The sequence below is a fragment of the Chromobacterium indicum genome (assembly GCF_039708975.1).
Classification (GTDB): domain Bacteria; phylum Pseudomonadota; class Gammaproteobacteria; order Burkholderiales; family Chromobacteriaceae; genus Chromobacterium; species Chromobacterium piscinae.
Window position 1 is genome coordinate 356,246 of record NZ_JAYFSJ010000002.1, and the last position, 21,894, is coordinate 378,139.

Annotated in this window: 15 protein-coding genes; 14 read left to right on the forward strand and 1 reads right to left on the reverse strand. The window is 65.2% G+C overall.

Going from position 1 to position 21,894, the window contains the following annotated elements; translation table 11 throughout:
• The first annotated feature begins 39 nt into the window (after window positions 1–39).
• The 14 genes from VA599_RS04360 to VA599_RS04425 all read left to right on the forward strand — a co-directional run bounded on the left by VA599_RS04360 (window position 40) and on the right by VA599_RS04425 (window position 21,115).
• Entirely contained in the window at window positions 40–948 is a 909-nt protein-coding gene (locus tag VA599_RS04360) for an ATP-grasp domain-containing protein (RefSeq protein ID WP_346787754.1), read from the forward strand.
• A gap of 59 nt (window positions 949–1,007) precedes the next feature.
• Window positions 1,008–2,378, forward strand: coding sequence for an adenylosuccinate lyase (purB, locus tag VA599_RS04365; RefSeq protein WP_346787755.1), 1,371 nt, complete (start codon window positions 1,008–1,010; stop codon window positions 2,376–2,378).
• A 268-nt stretch (window positions 2,379–2,646) separates the two neighbouring features.
• Window positions 2,647–4,812 (forward strand): hypothetical protein, encoded by a 2,166-nt coding sequence (locus VA599_RS04370; RefSeq protein ID WP_046168360.1) that lies wholly within the window; start codon window positions 2,647–2,649, stop codon window positions 4,810–4,812.
• A gap of 378 nt (window positions 4,813–5,190) precedes the next feature.
• Window positions 5,191–8,373: an efflux RND transporter permease subunit gene (locus VA599_RS04375; protein ID WP_346787756.1), complete on the forward strand. Its 3,183-nt coding sequence runs from the start codon at window positions 5,191–5,193 to the stop codon at window positions 8,371–8,373.
• A gap of 1 nt (window position 8,374) precedes the next feature.
• Window positions 8,375–9,535: an efflux RND transporter periplasmic adaptor subunit gene (locus VA599_RS04380; protein ID WP_346787757.1), complete on the forward strand. Its 1,161-nt coding sequence runs from the start codon at window positions 8,375–8,377 to the stop codon at window positions 9,533–9,535.
• A 4-nt stretch (window positions 9,536–9,539) separates the two neighbouring features.
• Window positions 9,540–10,958: an efflux transporter outer membrane subunit gene (locus VA599_RS04385; protein ID WP_346787758.1), complete on the forward strand. Its 1,419-nt coding sequence runs from the start codon at window positions 9,540–9,542 to the stop codon at window positions 10,956–10,958.
• A gap of 291 nt (window positions 10,959–11,249) precedes the next feature.
• Window positions 11,250–14,306, forward strand: a complete 3,057-nt coding sequence (gene fdnG, locus VA599_RS04390; RefSeq protein ID WP_346787759.1) for a formate dehydrogenase-N subunit alpha — start codon at window positions 11,250–11,252, stop codon at window positions 14,304–14,306.
• A 12-nt stretch (window positions 14,307–14,318) separates the two neighbouring features.
• Window positions 14,319–15,203 (forward strand): formate dehydrogenase subunit beta, encoded by an 885-nt coding sequence (gene fdxH, locus VA599_RS04395; RefSeq protein ID WP_346787760.1) that lies wholly within the window; start codon window positions 14,319–14,321, stop codon window positions 15,201–15,203.
• Window positions 15,200–15,817 carry a formate dehydrogenase subunit gamma gene (locus VA599_RS04400; protein ID WP_231150956.1) on the forward strand — a complete coding sequence of 206 codons (618 nt, stop codon included), beginning with the start codon at window positions 15,200–15,202 and terminating at the stop codon, window positions 15,815–15,817. Before fdxH ends, VA599_RS04400 begins: the two co-directional genes overlap by 4 nt.
• 399 nt (window positions 15,818–16,216) lie before the next feature.
• Window positions 16,217–17,107: a formate dehydrogenase accessory protein FdhE domain-containing protein gene (gene fdhE / locus VA599_RS04405; protein WP_346787761.1), complete on the forward strand. Its 891-nt coding sequence runs from the start codon at window positions 16,217–16,219 to the stop codon at window positions 17,105–17,107.
• Window positions 17,108–17,187: 80 nt separating this feature from the next.
• Window positions 17,188–17,901, forward strand: a complete 714-nt coding sequence (gene rstA / locus VA599_RS04410) for a two-component system response regulator RstA (RefSeq protein ID WP_021475312.1) — start codon at window positions 17,188–17,190, stop codon at window positions 17,899–17,901.
• A gap of 6 nt (window positions 17,902–17,907) precedes the next feature.
• Window positions 17,908–19,182 (forward strand): two-component system sensor histidine kinase RstB, encoded by a 1,275-nt coding sequence (gene rstB / locus VA599_RS04415; protein WP_031295477.1) that lies wholly within the window; start codon window positions 17,908–17,910, stop codon window positions 19,180–19,182.
• A gap of 131 nt (window positions 19,183–19,313) precedes the next feature.
• Window positions 19,314–20,216 (forward strand): hypothetical protein, encoded by a 903-nt coding sequence (locus tag VA599_RS04420; RefSeq protein ID WP_346787762.1) that lies wholly within the window; start codon window positions 19,314–19,316, stop codon window positions 20,214–20,216.
• Between the two features lie 89 nt (window positions 20,217–20,305).
• Window positions 20,306–21,115, forward strand: a complete 810-nt coding sequence (locus tag VA599_RS04425; protein WP_346787763.1) for a trypsin-like serine peptidase — start codon at window positions 20,306–20,308, stop codon at window positions 21,113–21,115.
• A gap of 54 nt (window positions 21,116–21,169) precedes the next feature.
• Here VA599_RS04425 and rph read toward each other — a convergent pair whose 3' ends face one another.
• Window positions 21,170–21,886 carry a ribonuclease PH gene (rph, locus tag VA599_RS04430; RefSeq protein WP_021475315.1) on the reverse strand — a complete coding sequence of 239 codons (717 nt, stop codon included), beginning with the start codon at window positions 21,884–21,886 and terminating at the stop codon, window positions 21,170–21,172.
• Window positions 21,887–21,894 lie beyond the last annotated feature (8 nt).

Here is a 21,894-nt window from a genome sequence, read left to right on the forward strand (position 1 = left end):
AAACGGGCGCCAGTCGCCCGTTTCTTTTGAGATAAAGACATGTTGTTCGACGTCTCGGTGCTGACCGACAGCCGCCAGCTGGAACACAAGCCTGAGGACTGGTACAGCCGTCAGGTGCATCATGAGGATGGCTTGGTGCTGGACGCGCTGCGCGACGCCGGCCTGACGGTTTGCCGCCTCGCCTGGGACGACGCCGGTTTCGACTGGCGCCAGGCCCGCTCGCTGCTGTTCCGCACCACTTGGGACTATTTCGAGCGCCTCGGCGAATTCTCGCCCTGGCTGTCCCGCGTGTCCCGGCAATGCCGGCTGTTCAACGCCGCCGAACTGATCCGCTGGAATCTGGACAAGCGCTACCTCGTCGAACTGCAAAATAAGGGCGTGGCCGTGGTGCCCACCCTCTACATTGAAAAAGGCGAGCGGCGCACCCTGACGCAACTGGCCGACGCCAGCGGCTGGAATGAGCTGATCCTCAAGCCGGCGGTGTCCGGAAACGCGCGCCACACCTACCGTTTCGACGCTGGCGACGGCCTGCGCCTGGAGTGCGCGTTCGGCGATTTGGTCGAGCGCGAAGCGATGCTGCTGCAGCCCTTCCAGCGCCAGGTGCTGGAACAAGGCGAGCTGTCGCTGATGGTGGTGGACGGCCGCTACAGCCACGCGATACGCAAGACGCCCAAGCCCGGCGACTTCCGCGTGCAGGACGACCACGGCGGCAGCGTGCATCCGCACCAGGCCAGCGCCGAAGAAATCGCCTTCGCCGAAGCCGCCGTGCGCGCGGTGCCGTTCGACGTGCTGTACGCGCGCGTCGATCTGGTCCGCGACGGACAAGGCCGCCTCGCCGTCATGGAGCTGGAAATGATAGAGCCCGAGCTGTTCTTCCGCTTCCGCCCCGAAGCGGCCGGCCTGTTGGCCGCCGGCCTCAGGCGCAGGCTGGCGGACAGCGCGGCCTGAAACGAATCTGTACTAGCAACCCGCCGCAGTTTGGCAAACCACGTTTGGAAATACTCAGCATGAATCTGACTACGTTGACCGCCCTCTCCCCGCTGGATGGCCGCTACGCCGCCCAAGTGGAAGGCCTGCGCAACCTGTTCTCCGAATTCGGCTTGATGAAGTGCCGCGTCAAGGTGGAACTGGAATGGCTGAAGATGCTGGCCGCCGAGCCGGGCATCGAAGAGGTCAAACCGTTCTCCGACGCCACCATCCGCGAGATCGACGACGTGATCGCCAATTTCAGCGTCGAGCACGGCGAAGAGGTGAAGGCGATCGAGGTCCGCACCAACCACGACGTCAAGGCGATCGAGTACTGGCTGAAAGAGCGCCTGTCCGGCAATCCGGAAGTGATGGCCGCCAGCGAATTCATCCACTTCGCCTGCACCTCCGAGGACATCAACAACCTCAGCCACGCGCTGATGCTGAAGACCGCGCGCAACACCGTGCTGCTGCCGATGCTGGACGAGGTGATCCACAAGCTGCAAAAGCTGTCGCATGAGCTGGCCGACACGCCGATGATGTGCCGCACCCACGGCCAGCCGGCCACGCCGTCGACGATGGGCAAGGAACTGGCCAACGCCGTCTACCGCCTGAAGCGCCAGCGCGAGCAGCTGGTGCACCAGGAAATCCTGGGCAAGATCAACGGCGCGGTCGGCAACTACAACGCCCACCTGGCCGCCTATCCGGACATCGACTGGGAAAGCCTGTGCGGCCGCTTCGTCACCGGCCTCGGCATCACCTTCAATCCGTACACCATCCAGATCGAGCCGCACGACTACATGGCCGAGCTGTACCAGGTGGCGATGCGCGTCAACACCATCCTGATCGACCTGAACCGCGACATCTGGGGCTACATCTCGCTGGGCTACTTCAAGCAGAAAGTGAAGAAGGACGAAGTGGGCAGCTCCACCATGCCGCACAAGGTCAACCCGATCGACTTCGAAAACTCCGAAGGCAATCTGGGCATGGCCAACGCCATCATGGGCCATCTGGCGGAGAAGCTGCCGATCTCCCGCTGGCAGCGCGACCTGACCGACTCCACCGTGCTGCGCAATATGGGCGTCGGCTTCGGCTACACCATCCTGGGTCTGAAGTCCTGCCTGAAGGGCCTGAACAAGCTGGAGATCAATCCGGCCCTGATAGCCGCCGAACTGGACGGCGCCTGGGAGCTGCTGGCCGAGCCGGTGCAGACCGTGATGCGCCGCTACGGCATCGCCAACCCGTACGAGCAGCTGAAAGAGCTGACCCGCGGCAAGGGCGGCATCACCCGCGAAACGCTGCACGCCTTCATCCGCAGCCTGGAGCTGCCGGACCCGGTCAAGGCCAGCCTGCTGGAAATGACCCCGTCCAACTACCTGGGCAAGGCCGAGGAACTGGCGCGCCGCATCTGAGCGCCCTCCCCGCCGCATCCCTCAGCGCCGCCCTTCCGGGCGGCGTTTTTCTTTCCGCCCCCCGTCAACGCCCCGCCATTGCGGCAAGTTAGCCGCACCTTGCCTTTCCCCCGCCATCCATTACACAGAATTTAGTGGTCAAAATGCCAATTGGACCTGACAATGGAATGTGAATAACACCAAAACACCATAAGCACGCTGCTGACAGGAACGGCCGGCCGCTTCGGCCCGGCCGCCCGAACCAAGGGTAACCTTGAAGAGAGAATGGATGATCATGCAATCTATGTACGACCAGTCCTCGAATCCCCCGACAACCCCCGACGAGCCGGCTCCCGCCACCCCGCAGGCAGCCACCACGCGCCAATTGCTGAATCTGAATGAGCGTGGCCAGAACGGGTTGTATCAATACTTCATCGAGCACGACACCAACCGCATCCTGCAACATCTGGACACGCTGCGCGGCATGGCCTTCACCCGCGATGCCGAAGACGGCCAGATCGGCCCGCCGGAAAAGCCCTTCCCCTCGGTCTGCCTGATCGGCCTGGGCCGTTGCGGCTCCAATATCGCGCTGGATGTGGCCACCCTGGTGTACAACGCGCGCAAGTTCTACCTGAACGAGTTCAACCAGGACGACAAGAGCGCGCCCGAGCAGGAGCAGCGGCCGCGGCGCTGGATACGCCGCAACCTGCTGTCGCAGCACAAGGAGGCCAAGCCGGCCTTCCTGATCGAGCCGATGGTGATGCTGGGCGACCTGGACAAGGACATCAAGGGCCGCATTCGCTTCTCCCGCCGCGGCGAGCAGGGCGACTTCATCAACAACTACAACAAGCTGAAGATCATGGACCTGGCCGAGGTCCACGCCGGCGGCGCCGGCAACGCGCCCATCCTGGGCCAGTACCTGGCCAAGATCATCCTCAACAAGGACACGCTGAGCTTCTCCGACCCGGACTGGACGCTGATCCACTCCTATCTGGTGGACTCCTGCGGCATCAAGGCCAACCAGTCGCGGCTGTATTTCTACATCTTCAGCGCGGGCGGCGGCACCGGCTCCGGCATGGCGTCCGAATTCGGCCTGGCCCAGCAGTACGCCTACATGAGCAAGACCTTCGAGACCCGCAACGAGGGCAAGGGGGATCAGGGCGACGACTACGGCTTCGTGTTCGAGCCCATCTTCACCAGCGGCATCTGCATCCTGCCCAACATCTCCGGCCAGCACGCCGAGGGCTCGGAGGCGCTGCACATCAACGCCGGCCGGCTGCTGTGCAAATACCTGTCCGAGGAGTGGGACTTCTCCTACAACTTCGACAACGAAGAGGCCGGCGCCGAGAGCGTGATGCGCCGCATCCGGCCGTGGAACGCGATGATGCTGATCTCCAACGACATCATGCGCTACGCCGAGGAGAGCGAAGGCGGCAACATCGAGCATCTCGACGTCAACGCGATGGAGCGCCACGCCAACCAGTACATCTCGCAGCAGATCTTCAACATCCTGACCGCGCAGGCCGTCACCAGCGACTACGACGAAAACTACTTCCTGCGCGCCGGCATCGACATGGGCGAAACCATACGGCTGGACGCCAACGACCTGTTCATGAGCCTGGCCGGCCCGGTCGCGGTGGCCTACGCCGAATCGGTGGTGTCCGATCCGCTGGGCTCGGACGGCTTCGTCAACAAGCTGGACATCGACGATCTGTTCTACCGTTCGATCGACCTGCCGCACTTCAACCAGCAGACCCAAGCGATAGAAGGCATCAGCCTGTTGCCGATCGAGTCGGCCAACTACCGCGCGGCGCTGGCCGACTACAAGCAGTCCGGCTACTCGGCCGACAAGCTGAACCAGCTGTTCTTCTTCCAGAACTGCTCGTCGGTGGTGGCCATCCTGTCGCTGCCCAAGGGCTACAAGCTGTCCTACCTGGACCTGAACCGGCTGAAGCGCCACCTGAACGACCTGTTCCCCAGCACCACGCTGAAGCGCTACGCGCTGGTGATCGGCGCGTCCACCAATCTGTCGCTGACCACGCTGGTGGCCAAGAGCCCCTGTCTGAGCGACGACTTCCTGACGCTGATCGTCGCCTACATCAAGCGCTGCTTCGCCCACGGCAATCATCGCTTCGACGACAGCCTGGACAACGTGATTCTGGACCTGATCACCGCCGACACCTTCGACGAAACGGTGCTGGAGCGGCTGCTGAACGAGTACGAGAACCCGGCCAAGATCCTCGACACCAACTGGTTCGCGATCAAGCCGATGTACGAGAAGAAGTACCGCGAGCTGATCCGCGACAGCAAGAAGTTCGTGTCCATCAACGACATCCGGCTGACCCGCGAGCACGTGCAGAAAGCAGTGTGCTACCTGCGCGAGATCTACCGCCACCGCATCGGCAAGACCCGGGTGGTCTCGCTCAACAGCTACGCGCGCAAGCATCACGCCTGAGCGCGCTTTCCGCCCGTCTCCAACCCCGCCCCGCCCTGCGCGCGGCGGGGTTTCTACTGGCTAAAATAGTAAAGTAGATTATTTTTTTACTACCCAGCCGAAAAGTGTCAACGCCATAGCCGCCTGGCCAGTTAATCCTGCTTGAACGCGGCGAATATGCCAGCGCGCTGCGCGCGGCGGCCTCGCATCACTCATTAACAAAACCCGATCGCAACCCAGCACGATCCGCCCACAACACGCCTTCAAGCTGGCATAAGCTGCAACAAGGCATGGCGCGGATCGCAACAACCGCGCCGCCGAGCCGCCCGGACCGGGACCTCCGCGCCGGAAATCCGCCGCCCGGGCGCGGCAATCTGAAGAGAGGACGCACCGTCCAATATGTGGATCGTCGAAACGGCCCTGAAACGGCCCTATACCTTCATCGTGATGGCCATCGTCATCCTGCTGGCCACGCCGCTGGCGATCATGCGCACGCCGGTGGACGTGCTGCCGGAGATCGACATCCCGGTGATCAGCGTGATCTGGGGCTACGGCGGCCTGGCGCCGCAGCAGATGGCCGACCGCATCACCCAGACCCACGAGCGGGTGCTGACCACCACCGTCAACGACATCGAGCACATCGAGTCGCAATCGCTGGCCGGCATCGCCATCATCAAGATCTTCTTCCAGCCCAACGTCAACATCCAGACCGCCATCGCCCAGGTGGTGTCGGTATCGCAGGCGGTGGTCAAGCAGATGCCGCCCGGCGCCACGCCGCCGCTGGTGATCAAGTACACCGCGTCCAGCGTGCCGGTGATCCAGATCGGCCTGGCCAGCAAATCGATGTCGGAACAGGACGTGTTCGACGCCGCCATCAATACGCTCAGGCCGCAGTTGGTGACGATACCGGGCATCGCCATTCCCTACCCCTACGGCGGCAAGGTGAGGCTGCTGTCGGTGGACCTGGACACCCGCGCCATCGCCGCCAAGGGCCTGACGCCGGCCGACGTGATCAACGCGGTCAACAGCCAGAACCTAGCTCTGCCGTCCGGCACCGCCAAGATCGGCGGCACCGAGTACAACGTCGAGCTGAACGGCTCGCCGGACACCATCGCCGGGCTGAACGACATCCCGGTGCGGTCGGCCAACGGCGCCACGGTCTTCCTGCGCGAAGTAGCGCACGTGCGCGACGGTTTCTCGCCGCAGACCAATATCGTCAAGCAGAACGGCCAGCGCGGCCTGATGATGTCCATCTACAAGAACGGCGGCGCGTCGACGCTGGACGTGGTGGGCCATCTGAAGGACAAGCTGCCCGGCCTGCTGCCTCTGCTGCCCAAGGACCTGCGCGTCAGCCTGCTGGCCGACCAGTCCATCTTCGTGACAACGGCGGTGGAAGGCGTGATCCACGAAGCGCTGGTGGCCGCCGCGCTGACCGCGGTGATGCTGCTGCTGTTCCTCGGCAACTGGCGCACCACCTCCATCATCGCCGTTTCCATCCCGCTGTCGATCTTCTCGTCCATCGTCGCGCTGCACATGATAGGCGAAACCATCAATGTGATGACGCTGGGCGGCCTGGCGCTGGCGGTGGGCATCCTGGTGGACGATGCCACGGTGACCATTGAGAACATCGAGCGTCATCTGCACATGGGCTCGCCGCTGTACACCGCCATTCTGGACGGCGCCGGCGAGATCGCCGTTCCAGCCTTCGTCTCCACGCTGTGCATCTGCATCGTCTTCGTGCCGATGTTCTTCCTGGAAGGCGTGGCGCGTTACTTGTTCGTGCCGATGGCCGAAGCGGTGGTGTTCGCGATGCTGGCCTCCTACGTGCTGTCGCGGACGCTGGTGCCGACGCTGGCGTTGCTGCTGATGGGCCATCGCCACCACGACGGCCGCGTGTCGGCGTGGATACACCGCGTGCACCAGGGTTTCAACGCCCGCTTCGAACGGCTGCGCGAGTGGTACGTGCACCTGCTCAGCCACCTGCTGACGCACCGCAAAGGCTTCATCTCGGCCTTTCTCGGCTTCTGCCTGGCCTCCTGCGGCCTGTATCTGCTGCTGGGCCGCGACCTGTTTCCCGAGATGGACACCGGCCAGATCAAGCTGCACGTGCGCGCGCCCACCGGCACCCGGATCGAGGACACCGCCGTCCTGGCCGATCAGGTGGACGCCGAGATCCGCAAGGCAATCCCGCCGGGCGAGCTGGACTCCATCATCGACAACATCGGCCTGCCCTATAGCGGCATCAACCTGTCGTACAGCAACTCCGGCACCATCGGCACGCTGGACACCGACGTGCTGATCTCGCTGAAGCCCGGCCACCAGCCGAGCGCCGACTACATCGCCGCGCTGCCGGCCAGGCTGGAGCGCCGCTTCCCCGGCGTGGAATTCTTCTTCCAGCCGGCGGACATCATCACCCAGATCCTGAATTTCGGCTCGCCGGCCGCCATCGACGTGCAGATCTTCGGCAAGAACTACGCCGCCAACGCCGCTTTCGCCGGCCGCCTGCTGTCTCGGATCAAGGCGATTCCCGGCGCCGCCGACGTCCATGTGCACCAGCGGCTGGACGCGCCGGCGATCAAGCTGAACATGGACCGCGCCCGTTTGCAGGGCATGGGCATCGCGCCGTTCGACGTCGCGCAGAACCTGCTGCTGCCGCTGTCCGGCAGCCAGCAAACCCAGCCGGCGTTCTGGCTCAATCCATCCAACAGCATCGTCTACAACCTGCAGGCGCAAGCGCCGCAGTACCGGATCGGCAGCATGGACCAGCTGCTGCAGCTGCCGGTCAACGCGCCGGGCAGCCGCGGCGCCGGCGAGCAGACGCTGGGCAATCTGGTCAGCGCCGCGCCCGGCCGCGAAGCCGCCATCGTCACCCGCTACAACATCCTGCCGTCTATCGACATTTACGCCAGCGCGCGCGGCCGCGACTTGGGCTCGGTGGCCTCGGCCATCCAGAAGGTGATCAACGAGGAAGAAGCCGGCCTGCCCAAGGGCAGTCATGTCGCGCTGCGCGGCCAGGTGGAGACGATGCGCTCGTCCTACATCGGCCTCGGCGTCGGCATTCTCGGCGCCATCGCGCTGGTCTACCTGCTGATCGTGGTGAATTTCCAGTCCTGGCTGGACCCCTTCATCATCATCAGCGCGCTGCCGGCGGCGCTGGCCGGCATCGCCTGGATGCTGATCGTCACCGGCACCGACCTGTCGGTGCCGGCGCTGACCGGTGCCATCATGACCATGGGCGTGGCCACCGCCAACAGCATCCTGGTGGTGTCGTTCGCGCGGCATCGGCTGCAGGACGGCCTGCCGCCGCTGTCGGCGGCGCTGGAGGCCGGCGCCACCCGGCTGCGGCCGGTGCTGATGACGGCGCTGGCGATGATCATCGGCATGATCCCGATGGCCATCGGTATCGGCGAAGGCTCGGAGCAGAACGCTCCGCTCGGCCGCGCCGTGATCGGCGGCCTTCTGTTCGCCACCGTATCCACCCTGCTGTTCGTACCGGTGGTGTTCGCCAGCTTCCACCGCTACCTGGCTCAACGCAAACAACACGCAGCCGATGCCCCCGCGGCTCCCGCACAGGACGCTTGAAATGACCGACCCACGCCATGACCGCCAGGGCCTGCCCGAACTCCACCTGCACCACACCCGTCGCGGCGCGGTGGTGCGCAAGGCGCGCGTCGCCGCCATCGTCGCCGTCGCGCTGCTGCTGATCGGCCTTGGCCGCACGCTGCTGGTCCGCCACGCCGACGCCGAGACGCTGGCCCGCGAAGCCGCCCGCCACGAGGCGCTCACCGTCAGCGTGGTCACGCCGCGCCAGGGCCACGGCGAAGCCATGCTGACGCTGCCAGCCACGCTGCAAGGCATGGCCGAGGCGCAGATTTACGCCCGCACCAACGGCTACATCAAACGCTGGTACAAGGACATCGGCCAGCCGGTGAAGAAAGGCGAGCTGCTGGCCGAGCTGGACATCCCCGACATCGACAAACAGGTGCAGGAAGCCCAAGCCAATTTCGGCCTGGCCAAAACCGCCTACCTGCGCTGGAAGGCGCTGCGCGCGCAGGACGCGGTGTCGCAGCAGGAATTCGACGAGAAGCAGGCCGCCTACCAGCAAACCGAGGCCGAGTTGAAGCGGCTGCGCGACCAGCAGGACTTCGCCCGAGTCGTCGCGCCGTTCGACGGCATCGTCACCCGCCGCAACATCGACACCGGCAGCCTGGTCAACGCCGGCAACGGCGGCAGCGCGCAAGCGCTGTTCGCCACCGCGCAGATCGACAAGCTGCATCTGTACGCCTACGTGCCGCAATCGCGCGCGGCCGACATCCGCGTCGGCCAAACCGTGCGCATCTCGCGCCAAGAGGCCCCCAGTCATCCGGTCTCCGGCAAGGTGGCGCGCACCGCCGGCGCCATCGATCCGTCCACCCGCACGCTGCAGGTGGAGGTGACGGTAGCCAACGCCGACCACGGCCTGATGCCCGGCCAGTATGTCGACGCCTCGTTCAAGCTGCCCGCCGGCGACAGCCTGACCTTGCCCACCAACACCCTGCAGTTCGGCGCCAAGGGCCCCCGCGTCGCGCTGGCCGGCGCCGACGGCAAGGTCCATCTGCAAGCGGTGGCTGTCGGCACCGACTACGGCCATGAAGTGGAAATCCGCGCCGGCCTGAAGCCGAGCGACCGGGTGATCATCAACCCGCCGGACTCGATCAATGACGGCCAACTGGTCAGCGTCGTGGCCCCGGCCGAGGGAGAGTAAGCCGATGCGCGCGCTCTCTCTGCTGATCGCCGCCGCCTTGAGCGGCTGCGCCGTCGGCCCCGACTACCAGCGCCCCGCCAGCGAATTGCCGGCGCAATGGAAAAGCGACGCCGGCTGGCTGCCGGCCGCGCCCGCCGATGCGCTGCCCAAGCGCGACTGGTGGCGGATATTCGGCGACGAGGACTTGAACCGGCTGGAGGCCGACGCCCTAAACCGCAGCCCGACGCTGCAGCTGGCGCTGGCCAGGCTGGACCAGGCCCAGGCGCAAAGCCGCGTCCACGGCGCCGCCGCGCTGCCCGCCGCCAGCCTGGGCGCGGCGGCATCGCGCAGCCGCGTCTCCGCCGACCGGCCCCAGTCCGCCTACGGCGCCGGCAACAGCGGCACGGTGCAGAGCGATCTGAAACCCATGCTCAGCGTCAGCTACGAGATCGACTGGCTGGGCCGGGTGCGGCGCGACATCGAAAGCGCGCGCGCCAGCGCCGAGCAGGCCGCCGCCGACCGCGCCAACGTCGAGCTGCTGCTGACCGCCCAATTGGCCAGCGCCTACCTGCAGCTGCGCCAAGAAGACGAGGAAATCCGGCTGCTGGACGGCATCCTGGACGCGCAGCAGCGCGTGCTGGATCTGACCCGCGTCCGCCACCGGGCCGGCCTGGCCTCCGCCGGCGACGAGGCGCAGCAGACCGCTTCCGTGGCCGCCAGCCGCGCCCAGCGCGAATTGCTGCTCAACCAGCGCCGCGCGGGCGAAGACCTGCTGGCCACGCTCAGCGGCGCGCCGGCCGCCTCCTTCCGGCTTGCTCCAGGACAACTGCCCGCCGCCTTGCCGGCGTTGCCGAGCGGCGCGCCCAGCGATCTCTTGCAGCGCCGGCCCGACATCGCCTCCGCCGAGCGGGCGATGGCCGCCGCCAATGCCCAGATCGGCGTCGCCAAGGCCGCCTACTTCCCGCAACTGACGCTGGCTCCGGCCTACATCGGCAGCGAATCGACCGGCCTCGCCAATCTGTTCTCCACGCCGGCGCTGATCTGGGGCATCGGTCTGCAGGCGACGCAAACCTTGTTCGACAACGGCAAGACCCGCGCCGGCGTCGACTACGCCGAAGCCGGCTACCGCGCCGCGCTGGCCAGCTACCGCCAAACCGTGCTGCAGGCGGTGCAGGAAACCCAGGACGCGCTGGGCTCGCTGCACGGGCTGGATCAGGCGCGCCGCCAACAGGACGAGGCGGTGCGCAATCAGGACAAAGCCTACGCCGTCAGCCAGCTGCGCTACCGCGAAGGCCTGGACAGCGCGCTGGCTTTGGCGAGCGCCCGTCAAAGCCAGTTGGCGGCGCAACGGACACTGGCGCAGCTGCGCGGCGGCCAACTGGCAGCCAGCGTCGGTCTGCTCAAGGCGCTAGGCGGAGGCTGGCACAATGATTCGCCAAACTGATAGTTTTAATCAATAAACTGAAAATAGTAATAAAACTGCTACAAATAACAGGACGGGCCGGCGGGACACCTCCCCGCCGCCAGCCGGTTTACCGCAGCGGTCTGGTTCCATTCGCGCCATTCATCGCGCAGCCTCCCCGCCCCAGGTTCCGGCTTGCCCCGCAAAAGCCATGTCAACAAGGTGGTCATTAGCCCTTCATCGGAGTAGCATAAAAGAATAAAGATTCAGAAATAAAATCCACTTGGTTTATCCGTTCGCCTCCGGTAGCGCGGGTACTCTGGAGGAAAGACGATGCAAGTCACCCGACGCCAGCTGTTCAAGCTGACCGCCGCTCAGCTGGGCGCATCCAGCCTGGTCGCCATGGGCTTCGCGCCGCAGCTGGCCTTGGCCGAAGTCAGGCAGTTCAAGCTGATGGGCGCGCGCGAAACCCGCAACACCTGTACCTACTGCTCCGTCGGCTGCGGCCTGATCCTGTACGGGCTGGGCGACGGCGCCAAGAACACGCACGGCGAGATCTACCATATCGAGGGCGACCCGGACCATCCGGTCAGCCGCGGCTCGCTCTGTCCCAAGGGCGCCGGCCTGCTCGACTTCATCCACAGCCCCAAGCGGCTGAAATACCCGGAAGTGCGCGAGGCCGGCAGCAGCGAGTGGAAACGCGTCAGCTGGGACGAGGCGATTGCCCGCATCGCCCGGCTGATGAAAGATGACCGCGACGCGCATATCGTCGAAAAAAATGCCGCCGGCGTGCCGATCAACCGCTGGCTGTCCACCGCGATGCTGACCGCGTCGGCCGGCTCCAACGAAACCGGCATCATCTCGCAGAAATTCATCCGCAGCCTGGGCATCGTCGCCACCGACGCCCAGGCCCGCGTCTGCCATGGCCCGACCGTGTCCGCGCTGGCGTCCACCTTCGGCCGCGGCGCGATGACCAACAGCTGGGTGGACATCAAGAACGCCGACTTCATCTTGGTGATGGGCGGCAACGCCGCCGAGGCGCACCCGGTGGGCTTCAAGTGGGCGATAGAGGCGAAGAAGACGCGCGGCACGCGGTTGATCGTGGTCGATCCGCGCTACAACCGCACCGCCTCGGTGTCCGACCTCTACCTGCCGATCCGCGTCGGCTCCGACATCGCCTTTCTGGGCGGCGTGATCAACTGGCTGATCAAGAACGACAAGATCCACTGGGACTACGTCAAGGCCTACACCAACGCCGCGCTGATCGTCCGCGACGACTATCGCTTCGACGAAGGCCTGTTCTCCGGCTACGACGCCGCCAAGGGCAAGTACGACAAGAGCAGCTGGAACTACGAGCTGGGCGACGACGGCTACGCCAAGACCGACCCCACGCTACAACATCCGCGCTGCGTGTGGCAGCTGCTGAAGCAGCACTACTCGCGCTACACGCCGGAAGTGGTCAACAACATCTGCGGCACGCCGGTGGACGGCTTTCTGCAGGTGTGCAAGGAACTGGGCGAGACCGCCCGCCCGGACAAGGCCGGCACCATCCTGTACGCGCTGGGCTGGACCCAGCACACCACCGGCTCGCAGAACATCCGCACCATGGCGATGATCCAATTGCTGCTGGGCAACATCGGCATGCCCGGCGGCGGCGTCAACGCGCTGCGCGGCCACTCCAACATCCAGGGCCTGTCCGATCTGGGCCTGCTGTCCACCAGCCTGCCCGGCTACCTGACGCTGCCAAGCGAAGCCGACCACCCCGACCTGGCCGCTTACCTCGCCAAGACCACGCCCAAGACCCTGCAGGCGAACCAGTTCAACTACTGGAGCAACACGCCCAAGTTCTTCGTCAGCCTGATGAAATGGATGTGGGGCGACAACGCGAGCAAGGAAAACGACTGGGGCTACGACTGGCTACCCAAGTGGGACAAGATGTACGACGTGCTGCACATGGCCGAGCTGATGTACCAGGGCAAGATGAACGGCTTCATCGTGCAGGGCTTCAATCCACTAGCCAGCTTCCCGGACGCCGCCAAGGTGACCGAGGCCTTCTCCAAGCTCAAGTACATGGTGATCATCGACCCGATCGCCACCGAGACCTCCACCTTCTGGCAGAACCACGGCGAAGCGCACGACGTCGACCCGGCCAAGATCCAAACCACGGTATTCCGGCTGCCGTCCACCTGTTTCGCCGAGGAGGACGGCTCCATCGTCAACTCCGCGCGCTGGCTGCAATGGCATTGGAAAGGCGCTGAGCCGCCGGGCCTGGCCAGGGGCGACAACGAGATCATCGGCGAGTTGTTCGTCGCCATCCGCGATCTTTACCGCAAGGAAGGCGGCAAGCTGGCCGACCCCATCCTGAAAGTGAACTGGAACTACCGCAACCCCAAGGCCCCGACGCCGAGCGAGCTGGCGATGGAAATGAACGGCAAGGCGCTGGCCGATCTGCCGGACCCGGCCGACCCGAGCAAGACCTTGGTGAAGAAGGGCGAGCAGATTCCCGGCTTCGCCGTGCTGCAGGACGACGGCCGCACCGCCTGCGCCTGTTGGATCTTCTCCGGCTGCTGGCCGCAGGCCGGCAACCAGATGGCGCGCCGAGACAACACCGACACCGGCCTTGGCAACACGCCGGGCTGGTCGTGGTCGTGGCCGGCCAACCGCCGCATCCTTTACAACCGCGCCTCCTGTGATCCGTCCGGCAAGCCGTGGGACCCGAAGCGCAAGCTGATCAGCTGGAACGGCGACAAATGGGTGGGCGGCGACGTGCCGGACTTCAAGGCCGACGCCGCCCCAGACTCCGGCATGATGCCCTTCATCATGAACCCGGAAGGCGTGGGCCGGCTGTTCTGCGCCGACAAGCTGGTGGACGGCCCCTTCCCCGAACACTACGAGCCGATGGAGAGCCCGATCGGCACCAACCCGCTGCATCCCAAAGTCGTCTCCAGCCCGGCGGTGCGGCTGTTCGACAGCGACAAGAAGCGGCTGGGCACGCATAAAGACTTCCCCTACGTCGGGACGACTTACCGCCTGACCGAGCATTTCCAGTTCTGGACCAAGTCGGTGCTCTTGAGCGCCATCGCCCAGCCCGAGCAATTCGTCGAGATCGGCGAAGCCTTGGCCCGCGAAAAAGGCATCGTCCAGGGCGACATGGTCAAGGTCAGCTCCAACCGCGGCTTCGTCAAGGCCAAGGCGGTGGTGACCAAGCGCTTGATGGCGCTGAAGGTCAACGGCCAGACCGTGCACCAGATCGGCATCCCGCTGCACTGGGGATGGGAAGGCGTGGCGCGGCCAGGCTATCTGACCAACTCGCTGCCGCCGGCCGTGGGCGACTGCAACACCCAGACGCCCGAGTACAAGGCCTTCCTGGTCAAGCTGGAAAAACTGTAAGGAGCCCGGCTCATGCCATTGCAATCCCTGGATATCCACCGCCGCTCCGCCAGCCCGACCGAAAGCCCCAAGGTCCGCCAGACGCTGGAAGTGGCCAAGCTGATCGACACCTCCACCTGCATCGGCTGCAAGGCCTGCCAGGTAGCCTGTTCCGAATGGAACGACATCCGCGAGGAGGTCGGCCATAACATCGGCGTCTACGACAACCCCACCGACCTGTCCGCCAAAGCCTGGACGGTGATGCGCTTCGCCGAGGAGGAAAGCAACGGCAAGCTGGAGTGGCTGATCCGCAAGGACGGCTGCATGCACTGCGCCGACCCCGGCTGTCTGAAAGCCTGTCCGTCGCCGGGCGCCATCGTCCAGTACAGCAACGGCATCGTCGACTTCCACCAGGAAAACTGCATAGGCTGCGGCTACTGCATCGCCGGCTGTCCGTTCGACATTCCGCGCATCAGCAAGGAAGACAACAAGGCCTACAAATGCACGCTGTGCTCGGACCGCGTCGCCGTCGGCCTTGAGCCCGCCTGCGTCAAGACCTGTCCCACCGGAGCCATCCAGTTCGGCTCCAAGGAAGACATGAAGGAAGTGGCGGCGGAACGGGTGGCCGACTTGCAGCGGCGCGGTTATCAACACGCCGGCCTGTACGACCCGCAAGGCGTGGGCGGCACCCACGTGATGTACGTGCTGCACCACGCCGACAAGCCGGAGCAGTATTCCGGCTTGCCCAATAACCCGGAAATCAGCCCCACCGTGCAGCTGTGGAAAGGCCTGCTCAAGCCGCTGGCGACGATAGGCATCGCCGCCGCCGGCCTGTTCGGCTTCCTGCACTACATCACCGTCGGCCCCAACCGCGCCGATGACGAGGAAAGCGAAACCCGCGAGGAGGACAAGCGATGAAGGAAAAGCTGCTGCAGCGCTACAGCGCCGCCGAACGGATCAACCACTGGATCGTCGCCATCTGCTTCGTGCTGCTGGCGCTGTCCGGCTTGGCGCTGTTCTACCCGGCCTTCTTCTGGCTGACCGGCGTGTTCGGCACCCCGCAGCTGGCGCGCATGGTGCACCCCTTCGTCGGCGTGCTGATGTTCGTCGGCTTTTTCGTCCAGTTTTTCCGCTACTGGCGGCGCAATCTGGTCAACGGCCAGGACATCAAATGGATGATGGCGGTGAAGGACGTGCTGCGCGGCCATGAGACGGTGGAGGTGGGCAAGTACAACGGCGGCCAGAAGGCGATGTTCTGGATCATGACCCTGTGCGTGGCCACCATGCTGGTCACCGGCCTGATCGCCTGGCGACAGTACTTTTCCGGCTATTTCCCCATCCCGGTGATCCGCCTCGCCCTGTTGCTGCACGCCTGGGCCGCCACCGCGCTGATCGCCAGCATCATCGTTCACGTCTACGCCGCGCTGTGGGTGAAGGGCACGATACGGGCGATGGTGGAGGGGGTGGTCACCCATGCCTGGGCCAAGAAGCATCATCCAGGCTGGTATAAGGAAATGACGGGGAAGAAATAGGATCATGATCCGGCAATGGCAGGCGGGCCTTAGCGCTTGGCCGCATGAGCGCCTGGACAACGGCGCGACCATCATCCCCTTCAGCACGCGCCGCCCAGAAAGCGGCTGGCAAGGTTTTAAGCCGCCGATTTGTTCGACGCCGCGCGACGCTAGCGCGCGGCTAGTTTCGGCGGCGCCTTGCCAACCGCTTTTTGAGCGGGGTTTCGCGGGCTGCAGGGGCGGCCGGGGATCGCCTCTGCGTGCGAATCTTCGATTCGCTCAGCGACAGGGCTGGCCGCACAGCCCCTGGCCCGTCCGGCGAGCGGAACCGCCACCTAAATATCGTCCGCGCAGCGGACACAACCCAGATACTGTCTCAATACGCTAGGCTACTCTCAAAATAAATCGCCGCGACCAACCATGACCCCCACCCAACCCATCCTGCCAGCCGAACAGATCCGCGCCGGCGACGCCCCGCTGATGAGCCCGGCCGTGCTGCGGCCGTCGACCGACATCTTCGCCCGCCGCGCCGCGCGGCTGCTGCAATTGGCCGACGGCCACGCGATGGCCGATTTTCTGCGGCTGTGCGCCGCCATCTGCCAACAGCAGCAAGCCTTGCACGACGCGTCCCGGCTCGATCCGCGCGCCGCGCTGGAAAAACTGGCCCAGGCGCTGGCGCCGCAGCTGCCCGCCCCCGTCCAGGCCAGTCTTGATGCCCTGCTGGCGCTGGACGCCGCCGCACTCAGCCGGCTGGCCGAGCATCTGATCAACGGCGACTATCCAGCCGACGGCCCCTTGTTCGCCGCGCTGCCGCTGCTGGGCGCAGCCTTGCAGGCTCAGGCCACCCGCAGCATCCGCCAGCGCCCGCTGCCCGAGCCGCAAAGCCAGGAAGCGCGCTGCCCATGCTGCGGCGGCCTGCCGCTGGCCTCGCAGCTGCTGCGCGGCGACAGCGGCCATGCCCAGCGCTACGTGGTGTGCTCGATGTGCAGCCATGCCTGGCCGGTAGGCCGGGTGCGCTGCCTGTCCTGCGGCAACAGCCGCGATCTCAGCTATTACTCGCTGGCGGCGCAGGACCACGTTCCCGCCGCGCCCGACCACCAGCAGCCGCACCAGGAGCGAAGCGCGCGAGAAGTGGAGGCTTGCGGCGAATGCCATGGCGCGCTCAAGCAGATTTCCCTGCTGCTGGACGCCGGCGCGGAGGCCGGCGCCGACGACCTGGCCAGCCTGGCGCTGGACCTGCTGGCCGGCGAGGCCGGTTTCGCGCGCATCGGCTTCAATCCGCTGTTCCTGCCCGGCCGGGAGCCCGCCTGAGCGGTTGTCCGCACTTGAGCCGCGGCCCCCGGCGCGAGATACTTGCCGGCAAACCGCCAATCAACCGCATGGATACCCGCATGACCCATCGCATCGTATTCGTCGAAGACGACGCCGACCTCGCCGAACTGATCAGCGATTTCCTGTCCCGCCACGAAATGGAAGTGGTGATCGAGCCGCGCGGCGACGCCGCGCTGGACACCATCGCCCGCGAAGCGCCGGACATGGTGCTGCTGGACATCATGCTGCCGGGCAAGGACGGCCTGTCGATCTGCCGCGAGCTGCGGCCCAAATTCGACGGCCCCATCATCATGCTGACCTCGCTGGACAGCGACATGAACCAGATCCTGGGCCTGGAGCTGGGCGCCAACGACTACATCCTGAAAACCACGCCGCCGTCTGTGCTGGTGGCCCGGCTGCGCGCGCAGCTGCGCAATCTGCGACCGGCCCAGCCCGCCGAGGCGCTGCCGGCCAAGGGTTCGCGCAAGGCGGTGTTCGGCCAGCTGTCGATCGACCCGGTCAGCCGCGACGTGGTGCTGGCCGGCGAGAAGATCCCGCTGTCCACCTCCGACTTCGACCTGCTGTGGCTCTTGGCCAGCCACGCCGGCGAAACCCTGAACCGCGACCTGCTGCTGAAGGAAATGCGCGGCGTCGATTACGACGGCCTGGACCGCAGCATCGACGTGGCCATCTCGCGCCTGCGCAAGAAGCTGGGCGACAACCCCAGCGAGCCGTTCCGCATCAAGACCGTGCGCAACCGCGGTTACCTGTTCTCGCTGTCCGGCTGGGAGTAAGCGCGGATGCGCCGCCTTTTCGTCCAGTTCTACCTGCTGCTGATGGCCTGCTTCCTGGTCGCGGTGGTGATGGTCGGCGTGGTGTACAAGCAGGCTGTCGACGACGTCGGCGAACGCTATCTGGCCGATCTGCTGCGCACCACGCTGTCGCTGATCGAGGCCGACCTGCGCGGCGTGCCGGAAGATCGCTGGAGCGAGACCCTGGCCAACGCCGACTACGGCTTCACCTTCCGCGTGAAGGTGGAGAAGATGAGCAACTACATCCTCGACGAAGAATCGAGAGAGGCGCTCGACCGCGGCGAAATCGTGATGCTGGAGGACAAATACCTGTTCCTGCAGAAGCTGCAGGACAGCAACTATCTATTAGTGGCCGGCCCGCTGCGCTACCTGTTCTTCCTGCACCGGCTCAAGTGGTTCGACTACGCGTTGCTGGGCCTCTTGGGCCTGTCGCTGGCGATTCCGGTGTTCCTGTGGATGCGCCCCCACTGGCGCGACCTGGTGGCGCTGGAACGCACCGCCGGCCTGCTGGCCAACGGCGACCTGTCCGCCCGCGTCGACCTGCCGCCGCATTCGGGCGTCCACCATCTCGGCGTCGCCTTCAATCACATGGCCGACAATATCGGCGCGCTGATCAACAGCAAGAAGACGCTGACCAACGCCGTCGCCCACGAGCTGCGCACGCCGCTGGCGCGGCTGCGCTACCGGCTGGCGCTGCTGGAGGGAGATGAAGAAGCGCCGGAGCGGCAAGCCATAGAGCGCGACCTCACCGCCATCGACAAGCTGGTGGAGGAGCTGTTGTTCCACGCCCGGCTGGACCGGCCGGAAGCGCCGCTGACCCTGAGCAGCTTCAACGCGCTGCCCTGGGCGCGCGACCGCATCGCCGGCCAGGCGGCGCTGGCGCAGGAAATCCACTGGATCGAACCGGCCGGCGAAGAGCTCACCATCACCGCCGACGAACACCTGATCACCCGCGCGCTGGACAACCTGCTGTCCAACGCCCGCCGCCACGCCAACGCGGTCGTCGCCACCCACATCCTGGTCGACAAGCAGCAATGCTGCATCATCGTCGACGATGACGGCCCCGGCATCCCGGAGGAAGACCGCGAGCGGGTGTTCGACCCCTTCATCCGGCTGGATGAAAGCCGCGGCCGCAAGACCGGCGGCCACGGGCTGGGGCTGGCCATCGTCGCCGGCATCGCCCGCGCCCACCGGGGCAGCATCAAGGTGGAAAGTTCGCCGATGGGCGGCGCGCGCTTTCTGCTTCGCTGGCCGACAGCTTAATGTACATTTTGTAACATTGAGATACATGCCTGCCCTAGACGCTACATCTTGCCACCGATAGCATTCGCCCTGAATTAGGACTTCTTCGGGTCCGTTTCAACCCAATCGAAAGAAACTTAGGAGTTTCGTAAATGAAAAAGCTGGCTCTGCTCGCCCTGACCGCTGCTTTCAGCCTGGTGTCCGCTAACGGCTTCGCCGCTGAAAAGGCCGCCGCTTCCGCTCCGGCAATCCACAAGGCCAAGAAGGCCGAAAAGAAAAAAGTAGCTTCCGCTCAAAAAGCTCAAGCCGCCAAGGCTGACGCTTCCGCTCCGAAGGCCAAGAAGGCCAAGAAGCACGTAGCCAAGAAGGACGCTTCCGCTCAGAAGGCTCAAGCCGCCAAGGCCGACGCTTCCGCTCCGAAGGCCAAGAAGGCTCACAAGCACGCTGCTAAGAAGCACGCTGCCAAGAAAGAAGCTTCCGCTGCTCAAAAAGCCCAAGCCGCCAAGGCCGACGCTTCCGCTCCGAAGGCCAAGAAGGCCAAGAAGCACGTAGCCAAGAAAGAAGCCTCCGCTCAGAAAGCCCAAGCCGCTAAGGCCGACGCATCCGCTCCGAAGGCCAAGAAGGCTCACAAGCACCACGCTAAGAAGCACGCTGCCAAGAAAGAAGCTTCCGCTGCTCAAAAAGCCCAAGCCGCCAAGGCCGACGCTTCCGCTCCGAAGGCCAAGAAGGCCAAGAAGCACGTAGCCAAGAAAGAAGCCTCCGCTCAGAAAGCCCAAGCCGCCAAGGCCGACGCTTCCGCTCCGAAGGCCAAGAAGGCTCACAAGCACCACGCTAAGAAGCACGCTGCCAAGAAAGAAGCTTCCGCTGCTCAGAAAGCCCAAGCCGCCAAGGCCGACGCTTCCGCTCCGGCTAAGAAGGTTGCCCACAAGCACGCCAAAAAGCACGTAGCCAAGAAAGAAGCTTCCGCTGCTCAAAAGGCTCAAGCTGCCAAGAAAGAAGCTTCCGCTCCGGCCAAGAAAGCCGGTAAGAAGAAGGCCGCTTCCGCTGCCAAGTAATTCCAGTGCCGACGCCGTCTGATCACTCAGCGGCATAGCATTGCACGGGGCGCTTCGGCGCCCCGTTTCCATTTCCAGGTGCCACCACGATGAAGCTGCCGCGCATTGCCCTCTGCCTCGCCCTGATCCCTGCCCTCGCCCATTCCGCGCCGCTCAGCAAAGAGCACAAGATCCTGTTCTTCGGCAAGGATGACCGCGTGCTGGAAAAGCCCGAACGCGCGCCCTGGCGCAGCGTGGGCCAGCTGGAAACCCGTTCCCGCACCATCTGTACCGGCACCCTGGTCGCCCCGGACGTGGTGTTGACCGCCGGCCACTGCTTCGTCGACGAGAAGGGCCGTTTCGACCCCGCCACCAGCTTCACCGTCGGCCTGTGGGGCGACGAATACACGGCGCTCAGCCGCATCAAGGAAGTGCAGGTGGACAAAGCCTTCCTCAAAGGCCTGATCCGCAAACGCGACGGCTTGTACATCCCGCCGCGCATCGCGCCGCGCGACTTCGCCTTCGTGCGGCTGGCCACGCCGCTGGGCAACAGCCAGGGCACGGTGCCGGTATTCTCCGGCGACGCCCAGGCATTGAAAACGCTGCTGTCCAGACAGAACTGGACCATCACCCAGGGCGGCTACCCGGTAGACGATCAGCGCCATCTGCGCGCCCATCATGGCTGCAAGGCTACCGCGCTGCGCGGCGACGGCCGCCTCACCCATCGCTGCGACACGCTGGAGGGCAATAGCGGCTCGCCGATCTTCATCATCGACGCCAAGGGCCAGGCCACCATCGTCGCAGTTCAAAGCTCGGCTCCACCCGCCGCCCGCCGCAAACTGGAAGACAATATGAGCGTGTCCGCACCGGTATTCCAGAAGGCGCTGCAGGCCTTCATCGCCAAATCGGCCAAGAAATGAAAAAGCCGCCCAAGGGCGGCTTTTCTCTATCCAGCGAACGTCAGTCAGCGGGTTTCAGGCTTTCAATGCCCGCCGCTGGTGCTCCAGCAATTCGGTGATGCCGTTGCGCGCCAGCGCCAGCATCGCCGCCATCTCCTCCTCGCTGAACGGCTCGCCCTCTGCAGTGCCCTGCACTTCGACGAAGCGGCCGCTGCCAGTCATCACCACGTTCATGTCGGTTTCACAGTCCGAATCTTCCAGATAGTCCAGATCCAGCACCGGCAGTCCCCGGTATACGCCGACCGACACCGCCGCCACTTGGTCGCGCAAGGGGGTGACGCTCAGCTTGCCGGCGTCGATCAGCCCCTGAATCGCGTCGGCCAGCGCGACATAGGCGCCGGTGATGCTGGCGGTGCGGGTGCCGCCGTCCGCCTGGATCACATCGCAGTCGATGACGATCTGGCGCTCGCCCAGCTTGGCCAGGTCCGTCACCGCGCGCAGGGAGCGGCCGATCAGGCGCTGGATCTCCTGGGTGCGGCCCGATTGCTTGCCGGCGGCGGACTCGCGGCGCATCCGGCTGCCGGTGGAGCGCGGCAGCATGCCGTACTCGGCGGTCACCCAGCCCTGCCCCTTGCCCTTGAGAAAAGACGGCACCGTTTCCTCGACGCTGGCGGTGCAGATCACCTTGGTGTCGCCGAACTCCACCAGCACCGAACCCTCGGCGTGCTTGGTGTAAGAGCGGGTCAGACGCACAACGCGCATCGCGTCGGCACTACGTTCGGAAGGTCGCATGATGGCCC

What these genes read in the sequence shown, in the direction of transcription:
- VA599_RS04385 (WP_346787758.1), top strand. Translation starts at nt 9,540, where the DNA reads ATGCGCGCGCTCTCTCTGCTGATCGCCGCCGCCTTGAGCGGCTGCGCC.
- VA599_RS04420 (WP_346787762.1), top strand. Translation starts at nt 19,314, where the DNA reads ATGAAAAAGCTGGCTCTGCTCGCCCTGACCGCTGCTTTCAGCCTGGTG.
- VA599_RS04360 (WP_346787754.1), top strand. Translation starts at nt 40, where the DNA reads ATGTTGTTCGACGTCTCGGTGCTGACCGACAGCCGCCAGCTGGAACAC.
- rstB (WP_031295477.1), top strand. Translation starts at nt 17,908, where the DNA reads ATGCGCCGCCTTTTCGTCCAGTTCTACCTGCTGCTGATGGCCTGCTTC.
- rstA (WP_021475312.1), top strand. Translation starts at nt 17,188, where the DNA reads ATGACCCATCGCATCGTATTCGTCGAAGACGACGCCGACCTCGCCGAA.
- purB (WP_346787755.1), top strand. Translation starts at nt 1,008, where the DNA reads ATGAATCTGACTACGTTGACCGCCCTCTCCCCGCTGGATGGCCGCTAC.
- VA599_RS04375 (WP_346787756.1), top strand. Translation starts at nt 5,191, where the DNA reads ATGTGGATCGTCGAAACGGCCCTGAAACGGCCCTATACCTTCATCGTG.
- fdhE (WP_346787761.1), top strand. Translation starts at nt 16,217, where the DNA reads ATGACCCCCACCCAACCCATCCTGCCAGCCGAACAGATCCGCGCCGGC.
- VA599_RS04380 (WP_346787757.1), top strand. Translation starts at nt 8,375, where the DNA reads ATGACCGACCCACGCCATGACCGCCAGGGCCTGCCCGAACTCCACCTG.
- fdxH (WP_346787760.1), top strand. Translation starts at nt 14,319, where the DNA reads ATGCCATTGCAATCCCTGGATATCCACCGCCGCTCCGCCAGCCCGACC.
- fdnG (WP_346787759.1), top strand. Translation starts at nt 11,250, where the DNA reads ATGCAAGTCACCCGACGCCAGCTGTTCAAGCTGACCGCCGCTCAGCTG.
- VA599_RS04425 (WP_346787763.1), top strand. Translation starts at nt 20,306, where the DNA reads ATGAAGCTGCCGCGCATTGCCCTCTGCCTCGCCCTGATCCCTGCCCTC.
- VA599_RS04400 (WP_231150956.1), top strand. Translation starts at nt 15,200, where the DNA reads ATGAAGGAAAAGCTGCTGCAGCGCTACAGCGCCGCCGAACGGATCAAC.
- rph (WP_021475315.1), bottom strand. Translation starts at nt 21,886, where the DNA reads ATGCGACCTTCCGAACGTAGTGCCGACGCGATGCGCGTTGTGCGTCTG.
- VA599_RS04370 (WP_046168360.1), top strand. Translation starts at nt 2,647, where the DNA reads ATGATCATGCAATCTATGTACGACCAGTCCTCGAATCCCCCGACAACC.